At 59.5% G+C, this 12,319-nt stretch carries 10 protein-coding genes; 5 read left to right on the plus strand and 5 right to left on the minus strand.

The features are described 5' to 3' along the window. Positions 1 to 160: 160 nt before the first annotated feature. Positions 161 to 1,096, minus strand: a complete 936-nt coding sequence (gene epmA, locus GQF00_RS15045) for an EF-P lysine aminoacylase EpmA (protein WP_161319995.1) — start codon at positions 1,094 to 1,096, stop codon at positions 161 to 163. 3 nt (positions 1,097 to 1,099) lie between these two features. Further along, complete coding sequence (gene efp, locus GQF00_RS15050; protein ID WP_161319996.1) at positions 1,100 to 1,669, minus strand: elongation factor P; 570 nt, start codon at positions 1,667 to 1,669, stop codon at positions 1,100 to 1,102. A gap of 26 nt (positions 1,670 to 1,695) precedes the next feature. Between efp and epmB the strand changes: the two genes are divergently transcribed. From epmB to GQF00_RS15065, 3 genes are all read left to right on the plus strand, one after another. Then, positions 1,696 to 2,724 (plus strand): EF-P beta-lysylation protein EpmB, encoded by a 1,029-nt coding sequence (gene epmB, locus GQF00_RS15055; RefSeq protein ID WP_237440567.1) that lies wholly within the window; start codon positions 1,696 to 1,698, stop codon positions 2,722 to 2,724. A 138-nt stretch (positions 2,725 to 2,862) separates the two neighbouring features. Then, positions 2,863 to 4,629 (plus strand): hypothetical protein, encoded by a 1,767-nt coding sequence (locus GQF00_RS15060; RefSeq protein ID WP_161319997.1) that lies wholly within the window; start codon positions 2,863 to 2,865, stop codon positions 4,627 to 4,629. Positions 4,630 to 4,819: 190 nt separating this feature from the next. Then, the gene (locus GQF00_RS15065) at positions 4,820 to 6,907 is read left to right on the plus strand and encodes an EAL domain-containing protein (RefSeq protein WP_370519514.1); all 2,088 of its coding nucleotides are present in this window, start codon (positions 4,820 to 4,822) and stop codon (positions 6,905 to 6,907) included. A 153-nt stretch (positions 6,908 to 7,060) separates the two neighbouring features. Here GQF00_RS15065 and serB read toward each other — a convergent pair whose 3' ends face one another. Further along, the gene (gene serB / locus GQF00_RS15070; protein WP_161319998.1) at positions 7,061 to 8,296 is read right to left on the minus strand and encodes a phosphoserine phosphatase SerB; all 1,236 of its coding nucleotides are present in this window, start codon (positions 8,294 to 8,296) and stop codon (positions 7,061 to 7,063) included. Between the two features lie 463 nt (positions 8,297 to 8,759). Between serB and GQF00_RS15075 the strand changes: the two genes are divergently transcribed. Then, positions 8,760 to 9,965, plus strand: a complete 1,206-nt coding sequence (locus tag GQF00_RS15075) for a hypothetical protein (RefSeq protein WP_202560557.1) — start codon at positions 8,760 to 8,762, stop codon at positions 9,963 to 9,965. Here GQF00_RS15075 and GQF00_RS15080 read toward each other — a convergent pair. Then, complete coding sequence (locus GQF00_RS15080) at positions 9,911 to 10,705, minus strand: hypothetical protein (protein WP_161319999.1); 795 nt, start codon at positions 10,703 to 10,705, stop codon at positions 9,911 to 9,913. The genes GQF00_RS15075 and GQF00_RS15080 overlap by 55 nt on opposite strands. A 134-nt stretch (positions 10,706 to 10,839) precedes the next feature. Here GQF00_RS15080 and GQF00_RS15085 point away from each other — a divergent pair, with 134 nt between their 5' ends. Next, positions 10,840 to 11,601, plus strand: coding sequence for an enoyl-CoA hydratase (locus GQF00_RS15085; RefSeq protein WP_161320005.1), 762 nt, complete (start codon positions 10,840 to 10,842; stop codon positions 11,599 to 11,601). Between the two features lie 118 nt (positions 11,602 to 11,719). Here GQF00_RS15085 and GQF00_RS15090 read toward each other — a convergent pair whose 3' ends face one another. After that, complete coding sequence (locus tag GQF00_RS15090; protein WP_161320000.1) at positions 11,720 to 12,181, minus strand: flavodoxin family protein; 462 nt, start codon at positions 12,179 to 12,181, stop codon at positions 11,720 to 11,722. Between the last annotated feature and the right edge of the window lie 138 nt (positions 12,182 to 12,319).

The following is a 12,319-nucleotide window of genomic DNA, read 5'->3' on the forward strand; positions in this document are numbered from 1 at the left end:
AATAGTGAACAGCTCGCGCTCGAGGGTTGTTGATGCTGAAAGGAAAGAGGCCGCGCTCGTTACTGGGTGCGGCTTTTTTCGTGGTTGCAGGCGCGCTTCCTCAGTCGTCGTAGAGCGGAAATGGGCGAATGTCCATCTCCGCCGGATTCCGGGAGCAGGATCAGGTTCGTGACCAGGGGAAAGCAATGACATCGTCGATCTTGCCGCTGCCCTGTTGTGCCATGAGCAACCGTTCCACGCCCATGGCGACGCCGCTGCAGGCGGGTAGCCCTTGATCCATGGCGGCCAGCAGGTACGGATCGGCGTCCATGGTGGGTATGTCATGCTGCTGGCGCAGCGTGTTGTCCTGTTCGAAGCGGCGGCGTTGCTCGACCGGGTCGGTGAGTTCCTGATAGCCGTTGGCCAGTTCCAGGCCGCGGAAATAAATTTCGAAACGCCGTGCGATCAAGGTTCCGTCGTCGTCTTCATGGGTTTGTGCCAGGGCTGCGGCCCAGCCGGGGAAGCCGGTCACCACGGAAAGTTGCTCGTCAGGAAGCGCCTCTTCCACCCGGGTGGCCATGAGGTAGTCCACGGCGGCAGTTTTGTTCAGGCCTTGGGGGGCGCCGCAGGATTCTGCGTGGGCGATCAGGTCTGAGTCCGTGGCGGTGAGAGGGTCCAGGCCGTTGACGTGCCTGAACAGATCGCGGAAACGGTATGCCTTTGACTGAGTGCCGGGGAAGAGTGCGGAGAATAACGCCAGGCACTCGCTCACCAGGTCATCCAGTTCAAAGTCCGGGCGATACCATTCCAGCATGGTAAATTCCGGGTTGTGACGGCCCCCGGCTTCACCATCGCGAAAGGCCTTGCAGATCTGGTAGATCGGTCCGCTGCCAGCAGCCAGCAGACGCTTCATGTGGTATTCCGGAGAGCTTTGCAGGTAGCCGTAGCCCGGCACCGGGATACACTGGATGTGCGGGTCGCTGACGCCGTAGTGCGCCAGTTGAGGGGTGTCCACTTCCAGCACATCGCGGGCCGCAAAAAAAGCGCGCACTGTGCATAGCAGCTCAGCGCGCGCTTTCATGGCCTCCGGGGAGGCGGTGGGTTGCCAGTCGCTCACGACTTAGCTTTTGATCCGGCCCACGTAGTCACCCGTGCGGGTATCGACCTTGACGATTTCACCTTCCTGGACGAACAGCGGTACACGGACCACGGCGCCAGTGACCAGGGTGGCGGGCTTGCCGCCGGTGCCGGCGGTGTCGCCTTTCAGGCCCGGATCGGTTTCCACGATCTGCAGTTCCACGAAGTTCGGCGGGGATACGGACAGGGGCTCACCGTTGTAGAGGGTGATCTCACACACGTCTTCTTCTTTCAGCCACTGCTTGGCGTCGCCCACGGCGGCTTCATCGGCGGCTTTCTGCTCGAAGCTGGTCTGGTCCATGAAGTGCCAGAACTCACCGTCGGAGTACAGATACTGCATGGACACATCCATCACGTCGGCCCCTTCCAGGGAGTCGCCGGACTTGAAGGTGCGTTCCCAGACCTTGCCGGATTTCAGGTTGCGCAGCTTCACGCGGTTGAACGCCTGGCCCTTGCCCGGCTTCACAAATTCGTTCTCGATAATGGCGCAGGGATCGCCATCGAGCATGACTTTCAAGCCAGACTTGAATTCACTGGTAGAATAGTTGGCCATAAAATTCTCGTTCCAAAGGTTGATGTATGGCATCACGAAGGCTGGCAATGATACCGCAGGAAAGCGCAGGTTGGGAGTTGCCCGACTGGCAGCGCCAACAGGCCGATCTGGTGACCGACCCCGCTGAGTTGCTGGCGCTGCTGGAACTGGAGGCGTCTGACCTGCCGGCATCGCTGGTTGCGGCCAGGGATTTCCCCGTGCGGGTGCCGCGCAGTTATGTGGCACTGATGGCCAAGGGCGATCCGCATGACCCGCTGTTACGGCAGGTGCTGAGCGTGCCGGCGGAGTTGGAAGCCGTGCCGGGTTACGGCGCCGATCCACTGGAAGAGGGCGAACACACGCCGGTTCCGGGCCTGCTGCACAAGTACCATGGACGGGCCCTGCTGGTGGTCACGGGCGCCTGCGCGGTGCATTGCCGGTATTGTTTCCGCCGTCATTTTCCCTACCAGAGCCACCTCAGTGGTAAACGCTGGGAACAGGCGGTGGCCTGGCTGGCGGCGCGCCAGGACATCAATGAGGTGATCCTCAGTGGCGGTGATCCGCTGACATTGACCAACCGCCGTCTTGCGCAGTTGCTGGCGGCGCTGGCGGAGATTCCCCATCTGCGCCGGTTGCGCATCCACAGCCGCACCCCGGTGGTCATCCCGGAGCGGCTGGATGATGAACTGCTGGCGCTGGTCAGCGGCCCGCGGTGGCGCACGGTCCTGGTGACACACGCCAATCACCCGCGAGAAATCAGCGACGCCTTGGTCAACCGGTGCCGGGAATGGCAGCGAGCCGGCGTTACCCTGCTCAACCAAAGCGTGCTGCTGGCGGGGGTGAACGACCGGGTGGATACCCTTGTGGGGCTATCTGACCGGCTCCATGAGGCTGGCATCCTGCCTTATTACCTGCACCAGCTGGACAAGGTGGCCGGGGCGGCCCATTTCGTGGTGGAGGATGAGGTTGCGCTGACCCTGCACAAGGGGCTGAGAGCCCGTTTGCCCGGTTTTCTGGTCCCCCGCCTGTCCCGGGAGGAGCCCGGAGAGCCTGCCAAAACCGTTCTGGCGGGCTAAATCATTGATCTGTCGGTGACTTGCCGACATTTACAGTGCTGTAACGGTGTCGTAAAGTCTTGTGACGTAGAACACATAAAAACACAGAAGCGATCACAACCAGGTAGCCTGGATGCCGCCGAGATAAGGATTATCTTCATGGAGCAACCAGCCCAGACGGTGCGGCTGAAATTGCCAGAACAGGATTTGCCGCATCTGACCGTTGGCGCGGATCAGCCTAAAAAGCTGCAACAGTGGGTGGACGATCTTCCCGTGATGAACATGGGGGAGATGGCGCGCCAGTTGTATGAGTTTATTCAGGAGCTGAACCGGCTACAGCTGGATTCACGGCAGCGTTTCCAGCTTCTGGAAATTATCCGCCCCTCTATCCTGATGGTGTGCGACTCCCTCCAGAAACATTACCTTAACCAGGCGCTGGTGCTGCCTGAAAAGGCCCGTCGTGTGGCTAGCCTGGCGCAGGCCCTGCAGGGTCATCTGGCCAATGGCTACAAGCTGGTGGCGGTGCGCGGCATGCGCAAAGTCAAGGACAAGAACGTGCGGCGCACGGTGGCGATTTCAGTGCATCGTGCCATCAGCGCTCTGGGTGACACCCTGCTGCGTTGCTATCAACTGTATTTCTCCTGTCCGCGTCACCTCTGGCTGGAGTTGCATCAGCTGTACCTGCTGGCAGAGGTGAATGGCATTGCCACCTTGCAGGTTCAGGAGGACGGCGAGAGAGAGGCCACGGTTCAGTCCGCCTATGCGCGTTGTCTGTTGTTGTCCACGGCCAAGCCGAACCAGCTCCGCCAACAGGAGCTGGCACTGGTCTACAAGGCCTCGGAAGAGTGGTCCTCGCTGGTGGATATCCGCGAAGCCAGCAACAGCGATGATCTTTTTGTGTTTGATTTACAGGCCGACCGGCCGCCAATTTATCGTACCCATGCTTCCCAGGTAACCGAGGGGTGGCGCTATATCGACTCCCTGAGGTTGGTAGAGTCACTTGCTGCCAGTCGTCGTGACCCGGAAGAGCCATCACTGACGGTGCCCAAAGGCATGGATGAGGGGCTACTGGATCACCTGCAGCAGGTATGGGGCGCGCTCACCGAGCGTGCCTTCAAACGGGTGGCGGAGGCCGGCGAGATCGAGCTGTGCTTCGGGCTGGTGGGTGTGCACTACTTCCTGTCCGGTAGAACCCCGTTTGAGGCCATGGTGGAGCGGGGAGGCCTGTCTATCTCCGAGGAAGGGGAGAGTAACCCCTTCCTCAACAATATTCGCCTTACTGCCAAAGCCAAACAGGAACAGGCGGACCCCTGGGCCAAGGCCTATCAGTCGGATTACGCTGGCGAATCCATCGAGATGGATGAGGTGGCGGGCTCAGCCCGGTCCGAGGTGAAGTTGCCAGAGAGCTATCATTGCCAAAAAGTGAATGCCAGCCCTGGCGGTTACTGTCTGTCCTGGCAGGGGAATACCCCGAGTCTGTTACGAACCGGTGAGTTGCTGGCATTGCGGGATCAAACCCATTGCCAGTGGATGCTGGCGGTGATTCGCTGGGTCACCCAGCTGCCGAATCATGGCGCCCGCTTTGGTGTGGAGTTGCTGGCGCCAGGCGGACGCCCGGTGGCGGCACGGGCCATGCGCAAGCAAGGGCTTGAAAGTGATTACATGCGCGCCATCCTGCTGCCGGAGCTGTCCGCAGTTGGGCAGCCGGCCACCTTGCTTCTACCCACCGTCGGGTTTAATGAAGGGGTGAAGGTGGAACTGGTTGAGAGTGGTGAGGCCTCTCGCGTACAGTTGCTTCGGCGGGTACAGGGAATGTCAGGTTTCAGTCAGTACCCGTTCCGAGATCTGACCACCCCGGAACCGGTGAAGAAGGTGACGCCGGATGGCGACGACGACGAGCTGGATTCTATCTGGTCCAGTCTGTGATATTTGCCAGGTTGTCGCCTGGCACCGCCCCGGCGGAGCATAAAAACGATAAATACGGTTTGCCACTGGATCCGGCAACTCTCTCTACAGGATGGAACCTGCCCATGGTGCCCAACAGGGCTGGCCGGGGCAGATCCCCTGTTATTGTCATGACAGGGCTGTCAGGCACAATGGTAACCATGATCGAATTGTGAGTAGTGAATCAATGAGCTATGCCCTGGACAACTTGCGTTTGCTGATCGCCCATGACTCTCAGGATGAGGCCGAACAGCTAATGAATGCACTGCGCAATGCTGGCCGGGCAACACGGGCTCAACTGGCACTGGGAGAAGACGACCTGCTACGGGCCCTGAAAAGTGGCTCCTGGGAACTGATGCTGTGCCGCCCCAATTTTGGTGATGGCACCTTTGAAAGCGCCGTGGCCCACCTGAATCGGCTGGGTAAAGCCATTCCCGTGATTTTGCTGGCAGACGATTTTTCTACTGCTACGGTAAAAGAAGGTATGAAGCTGGGGGCCCGTGCGGTAGCCCCCAATGAAGACAGCGAGCTGATTGCCATGATGGTGGATCGGCTCACCGAGTTCCTGCGCTTGCGCAAGGAACTCCAACACTCCGAAATTGTTCGCCATGACGCCGAAAAACGTCTGTCACTGCTGATGGATCAGAGTCGCGATGCCATCGCCTATGTGCTTGATGGCATGCATATCCACGCCAATGATAACTATGTGGAGATGTTTGGCTACGAGGACGCCGACGATCTGGCCGGAGTGCCGATCATGGACATGGTGTCCGCGGCTGACCACGACAAGTTGAAGAATTTACTGCGTAGCCGCGCCCAGGATGAGAACCAGACCCAGGAGCTGGATTGCAAGGGCGTGAATACCGATGGCAGCGAGTTTGATGCCACCTTTACCTTCTCCCCCAGTACCTACGACGGCGAAGCCTGTACCCAGATTGTGATTCGCGCCGCCGGTGTGGATCAGAGCGAAATTGAAGAGCGTATCCGGGAAATCAGCGAGAAAGATCAGGCTACAGGCCTGTTCAGTCGCAAATGGTTTATGGATCAGCTGGATGATGCCGTGGCAGCGGCAGCGCGGGAAAGCCGTTTGTCTGCCGTGCTCTATCTCCGTCTCGATGATTTTGAGCAACACCAGTCCACGCTGGGTATTGATGGTGCCGATGAAATTTTGCGCCTGGTTGCTGAGTGGCTCAGCAGCCAGGCAGGCGATGCGTCGCTGGCACGCGTTGACGGTGAGGATTTTGCCTTGTTGCTGCCGGTGGAAGATACGGAAGCAGCAGGAGTGCTGGCGGAAACCCTGCGCAAGGGTATCGAAGGTCTTATGCCGGAAGTGTCTGCCCGAACCCTTCAGGTCACTGCCAGTGTGGGGGGCGCGTTCATTCGTGAGGATGCACGTAACAGTCAGGACTCCCTGACCACGGCGCTCAAGTGCTGTAACCAGGCACAGCGCGCCAACGATGGCAGGGGTAACAGCATCAAGATTCACGACCCCATGGATGATGTTGCTGCCGGATCGACGGAAGCGATTGCCATGCAGCTGCGTCAGGCACTGGATCAGGGCAGCTTCCAGCTTCACTATCAGCCGCTGATGAATCTTGAAGATGAAAGTGATCATCTTTTCGAGGTCTTTGTCAGCCTGCCCCAGAAAGAAGGGGATGTGCTGGATGCCAAGGACTTTATTCCGGTTGCCGCAGAAGAAGGCTTGGGCGGCAAGATCGACCGCTGGGTGGTGCTCAATGGCATGCGAGCTGCTGCGGCACTGGGGCAACCGGTGAAGATGCTGTTCAATATCAATGGCAGTTCGCTGGCCGATGCCGGTCTCGCGGACTGGATGCTCAAGGCCATGAAGGCGGCCAAGATGGAAGGTCGCAACGTGATCTTCCAGTTCACTGAAGCCGACGCCACCTCGTACCTCAAGCAGGCGGCACTGTTCGCCCAGAAAGTTCAGGCCGTGGGCTGCAAGGTCTCCATCAGTCGCTTTGGTGGCGGGCTGGATCCGTTCAAGCTGTTCCAGCATATCCCGGCTAACATGGTGAAATTCGAAGGCTCCTTCACCCAGGAGTTGGCCAAACCGGAAGGCCGGAATCGTCTCGCCGAAATGATCAAGGAAGTGAGCAAAGGGGGGCGTAGCACCGTGATCGGCTTCGTGGAATCCGCAGCACAGATGCAGGCCCTTTGGACCCTGGGCGGAGTGAACTACCTGCAAGGCTATTACCTGCAGCCGCCCATGGATGTGCTGCAGATTGCCGAAACAGCGTAAAAGGGCAATTAATAGTTAATAATGAATAATGAATAATGAATAGTTGCGCGATCTAACGTCGAATTGATCCGAAAGCAAAGAGGCCGCGCCCATCGCTGGGCGCGGCCTCTTGCATTTCAAAATATGAAAGACAAAACCGCTAGTTATTAACTATTAATTGCTCTTAAGCAGTTCCGCCTGATCCTTGTCCCTTACCCCGATCAGATACAGGATGCCGTCCAGGCCCAGTGTCGAGATGGCTTGTTCGGCGTTTTGTTTGACCAGGGGTTTGGCGCGGAAGGCGATGCCGAGACCGGCTTCACCGAGCATGGGCAGGTCGTTGGCGCCGTCGCCCACGGCAATGGTCTGTTCCAGGCTGATGCCTTCCTGTGCCGCGATTTCCTTGAGCAGGTCTGCCTTGCGCTGGCCGTTGACGATCTGGCCCACCACCCGGCCTGTGACCTTGCCATCTTCAATTTCCAGCTCGTTGGCGTGGACGTAGTCGATGCCGAGCAGATCCTGTAGCCAGCGGCCAAACCAGGTGAAACCGCCAGACAGGATGGCAGTGCGGTAGCCCAGTGCGCGCAGGGTACTGATCAGGCGCTGGGCACCCTCGGTGAGCTGAATCCGCTCACGGACACGCTCCAGCGCCCCTTCATCCAGCCCTTTGAGCAAGGCCACCCGGGCGGAAAAACTCTCATTGAAATCCAGTTCGCCGCGCATGGCGCGTTCGGTGATTTCCGCCACCTGATCACCCACACCGGCTTCCACCGCCAGCTCGTCGATCACTTCGGATCGGATCAGGGTGGAGTCCATATCGAACACCACCAGACGACGATTGCGACGGAAGGCGCTGTCGCGCTGGAAGGCGATATCCATGTTCTGTTCATTGGCGATGGCCAGGAAGGCGGCACGCATGGCCTCCGCGTCACGGGGCTCACCGCGCACGGAAATTTCGATACAGGCCCGGTTGTCATTGCCCGATGACTCGCCTTCCAGATGTACCCGGCCGGACAGGCGAGTGATGCTGTCAATATTGAGTCCGTTGTCGGCCACGGTGGCGGTCACATCCGCCAGCTGATGGGCGGTAATCTTGCGGGCCAGCAAGGTAATGATATGACGGTCCTTGCCCTGGCCGGCGACCCAATCTTCATAGCGGTCTTCATCGATGGGGCGGAAGCGCACATTGATATTGAGCTTGTGCGCTTCAAACAACACATCCTTGAGTACTGCAGAGGAGTCGGCGTCCTGCGGGGTTTCCACCAGAATGCCCAGCGACAGGGTGTCGTGGATCACGGCCTGACCGATATCAAGAATATTCAGCCGGTAACGGGCCAGAATCCGGGTGAAAGCGGCAGTCAGGCCGGGACGGTCATTGCCGGAAACCTGAATCAGGATGATCTCGCGCACGCAGGGGCTCCAGGAGCAAAATTCAAGCGAAGGGAAGCATGGGGCTTCCCGTAAAAACCGCGTAAGAGTAGCAGATATTGGTCAGGTGAAGAACGCTGGACGTCAGGCGCCGGATGCATGACGCAGAAAAGCCACAGGCTTTGTCCCCCGTAGGAGCCTGCCTGCAGGCGATCCGGGCCTTGACGAGGTAAGGATTCCAGAAGCGAGTTTCGAGTACCGAGTTTCGAAAACCTGAAAACCGTAAGCGCCAGGAGTGTTTTGATCTTCGAAACGCGGTACTCGTAACTCGTCCCTCTAACCTCGCTGTCGCTCGGATCGCCTGCAGGCAAGCTCCTGCGGACTATATGCCTGCCAGGTGGCAGTATGGGTTTCATCCTTGGTGTCTGGCGTGTCTTTATAGTCAAGGCATCCCGGCCAACTCACGGTATACTCCGGGCCAGAGAAAACCGGATGGATAACCCCTATGTCCCTGTGGGAACAATGGCGACCATGGATTGGTCGTCAGCAAACCCTGTTGCGTGAATTGATTCTGATGCTGCTGGCCATGCTGGTGGTGGGGATCTATTTTCTGGAACACTACTCCGTCAGCCTGGAGCAGGAGCGCGAGGTTCAGCTTAAGGCACTGGCTGAGCAAACAGCCCGGCGTGCGGCGGAGGCGCTGGCCAGCGAAGATTCCATCAGCATCAACCTGATTGGTCGCGAAACGGTGGCGCTGGCTCCCGTTGCGGGGGTGCGCTTCCTGAATCCTGCAGAAGTGCAGGTGGGGCTCACCGGGGTGGGGGATGCGGATCTGGTTGTCTCGGTACCAGTGGCGCTGCCGGATGGTGAGCTGGCCGGCTCACTGACGTTGCTGGGCAACAATAGCCAGGCGCCGCGCCAGAATATCGAGGCCGGATTTGTGCTCGCGGTGCTGTGCGTGTTGTTGCTGCGGCTGGCATTCACCCTGGTGCGCGAACGCCTGATGCCGCCGCCTGCGGCCGCACAGCCCGAGATTCCCTCAACGGTGCCGCCGGAGCCTGTGCCGGAAGATGTGGTTCAGGCGGCCCCCCGGGTATCGGCTGAGCTTGCAGAAACCCCTGTGGATCCGGAGCGTGTCCAGGCCCAGTTGCGTCTGAGTATCGTCAATTTTGATGCCATTCGGCAGCGTTATACCGAGCAGGCCGTGGACGAGGTGCTGGCGGATTATCAGCGCATGCTGAACCGGGCGGTGGCCATTTATGGCGGTCAGGTGAGTCAGCCCATTGGCCGTCAGGCAGCGGTGGTGTTCTGCCAGTTACCTGTTTCCCAGGCTGCCTTTGCCGCGTTATGCGCCGGGTTGCTGTTCCTGCGGGTGGTCCGCCTGCAGGCGCCACTGCGCAAACAGCAAGGCAAGGTGCCGCTGGAGTTCAAGGCGCTGATGACCACCGATAAGGGCGCCGACGAGTCCTGGTCACTGTGCCTGGCGGGTGTGCCCGGCCGCCTGCAGGTACCGGAAGCGCAGCTGTCCACTACCGAGTTGGATGTGAAGGCGCTGTACCAGCCGGACCGCGCCCAGGTTGCGGTGGCCGGGGACCACAAGGTGCGCCTGCAGCCGGTGGAGCAGTTGGCCCACCGCTATCAGGCCCTGTTGCGTACTCAGGCAGAAACGCTGGTATCCGACGATGAGGGCGGCTCCGGGCCAAGCAGGTAGCGGTTCATGGCGGCGGCGATGGCCTTGGGCAGCTCCGGAACCCCGGTGTTACCGAACAACCGGTTGAATTCCAGAATGTAGGGATGATCCCCGACCATGGCCACGTCAAAGCCGGCGTGGTTGATGTCCAGATAGCGGGACAGGCCGGACACCAGGGACAGGGCTGCTTCCGGCACCGGCAAGTCGGTGCGCACCCGGCCGCCCTGACTCACATTATTGAGAAAGCCGGATCCTTCGCGCCAATAGCTGGCCACGATTTCATGCCCCACCACCACGATGCGCAGATCGCGCACAATGGGCAGCAGCTTCTGCACATAGAGCACGCTCTCCCGTTCGGCGTAGTCGATCAGCTGCTGGCGATTCTCGATCAGGAATACCCCCATGCCCTGGCTGGATTTCACTGACTTGGCCACGAACGGAAAGGTCCAGCAATCCAGAATCTGGCTGATGCCGTACTGGTCGGCTGACGTGATCAGCGTATCGGGTACGTGCTCGGGACAGGCAGTTTGCAGGGCTCGGGTCATCTCCACCTTGTCATGGCCAAGGTGGTAGCTGCTGAGGCTCGGGAAGATGCGCTTCTTGAGCACGTAATGCAGGCTGTTGATTTGCCAGTAGGCGGGAAACAACAGCCAGTCTGCTTGCGCCAGCTCCTCACGGTGCTGGTTCATGTGCTCAGGCTTGATGTAGCGGACGCCGGGTGTCCCCAGGGTGCGAAAAGGATCAAAGGTGATCAGCTTCACGGGCGCAATCTCAGATTAGGTGCGCTGTTTTAATTCGAGCTGACCGCCGGGTCAATCAATTTTAACTCTTGGCAGCGCGAGAGCGGGCCGCTAGCCTTGCCTCACAACTACATTACGGGAGAGCTGTCGTGAGTATGCCGACACTGGAAAGTGGCCTGATTTTGGTCAAGAACACCGAATCGGTGATGGAAATCACCCTGAATCGTCCTGACAAGTTGAATGCCCTTACCGGCGCCATGTACCGGGATCTGGTCAAGCTGTTGCAGGCGGCGCAAGACAGCGATGATATTCGTGTGGTGATGTTCAGCGGCGAAGGTAAGTCCTTCAGTGCCGGTAACGACCTGATGGATTTCCTGAATGCCAAGCCGGGTCAGGAGCCGGAGGCAGCCAACTTCATCCAGGCCATCCATGATTTCCCCAAGGTGGTGGTGGCTGCAGTACAGGGCAACGCTGTGGGCGTCGGTACCACCATGCTGCTGCACATGGACATGGTCGTCGCCTCAGAGGACGCCAAGTTCATCACCCCGTTTGTGGATCTGGGGGCCGTGCCGGAAGCCGGTTCCGCCAAGTTGATTCCTGCCTGGATCGGCTACCAGCGTGCCGCGCGCATGCTGCTCATGGGTGAGCCCATGCTGGCCCAGGAAGCCTATGAGGCAGGCCTGATTGCCAAGGTGGTCAAGCGCGAAGAGCTGGAAGCCACCGCGCGTAACTGGGCCGTCACTCTGGCGAAAAAGCCGCCCCGTGCCCTGCGCGAAAGCAAGCGGTTGATGCGCGAATCCATCAACAAGCCGTTGCATGATGTGGTGAAGGAAGACCTGGCCCTGTTCGGCGAGATGCTGCAGGGCGACGAAGCCAAGGCAGTGATCGCGGCCATGCTGAGCAAGAGCAAAGGCTAGACCAGCTGCGAGCTACTAGCTTCAAGCTGCAAGCCTCAAGCTACAAGGCGCGGGGTGGGGGGCAGCCCTCTGAGAGGCGAGTCCCCGCGCCTCGTCGCTCGAAGCTAGTGGCTCGGAGCTACAACACCCCTGCATCCAGCCCCGCTGCCAGATACATCCCCAACTCTTCAACCTGCTTTTCAAAGGCATCCTGCCAGTCCCCGCGCAGTACCAGTGGATCCTGTACCCAGTTCCAGCGCAGGCCGGTGACGACGGTTTCCACCGCGCGCCGGGTACCGGTGCCGTCATGGCCGGCACGGATGTAGAGGGCACAGGGGAGCCCCTGTTTTTCTTCCAGAACCGGGTAATAGCTGCGATCAAAAAAGTCTTTCAGGGCGCCGCTCATGTAGCCCAGATTTTCCGTGGTCCCGAGCAGGATGGCATCACAGGCCATCACATCCTCCGGCCCCGCCTCCAGCGGTGCCTTCACCGTCACGGCCACGTTTTCGATATCCTCATGCCCGGCTCCGCGGGCGGCCGCCTCGCGCAGTTTGAGCGTGTTAGGGGAGGGGGCATGGGCAACAATAAGGAGTTGTTTCATGGTCTGAATCTTAAACGCAGTCGATGGGGGCAGCATATCAGCATATCAGCTACGAGCTACGAGCTACGAGCTACGAGCTACGAGCTACGAGCTACGAGCTACGAGCTACGAGCTACGAGCTACGAGCTACGAGCTACG

The sequence above is a fragment of the Alcanivorax sp. DP30 genome, assembly GCF_009882945.1.
Classification (GTDB): Bacteria; Pseudomonadota; Gammaproteobacteria; order Pseudomonadales; family Alcanivoracaceae; genus Alcanivorax.

Coding starts and splice junctions, on each gene's coding strand:
- epmB (WP_237440567.1), top strand. CDS start 1,696: ATGGCATCACGAAGGCTGGCAATGATACCGCAGGAAAGCGCAGGTTGG.
- GQF00_RS15060 (WP_161319997.1), top strand. CDS start 2,863: ATGGAGCAACCAGCCCAGACGGTGCGGCTGAAATTGCCAGAACAGGAT.
- GQF00_RS15075 (WP_202560557.1), top strand. CDS start 8,760: ATGTCCCTGTGGGAACAATGGCGACCATGGATTGGTCGTCAGCAAACC.
- GQF00_RS15090 (WP_161320000.1), bottom strand. CDS start 12,181: ATGAAACAACTCCTTATTGTTGCCCATGCCCCCTCCCCTAACACGCTC.
- GQF00_RS15085 (WP_161320005.1), top strand. CDS start 10,840: ATGCCGACACTGGAAAGTGGCCTGATTTTGGTCAAGAACACCGAATCG.
- efp (WP_161319996.1), bottom strand. CDS start 1,669: ATGGCCAACTATTCTACCAGTGAATTCAAGTCTGGCTTGAAAGTCATG.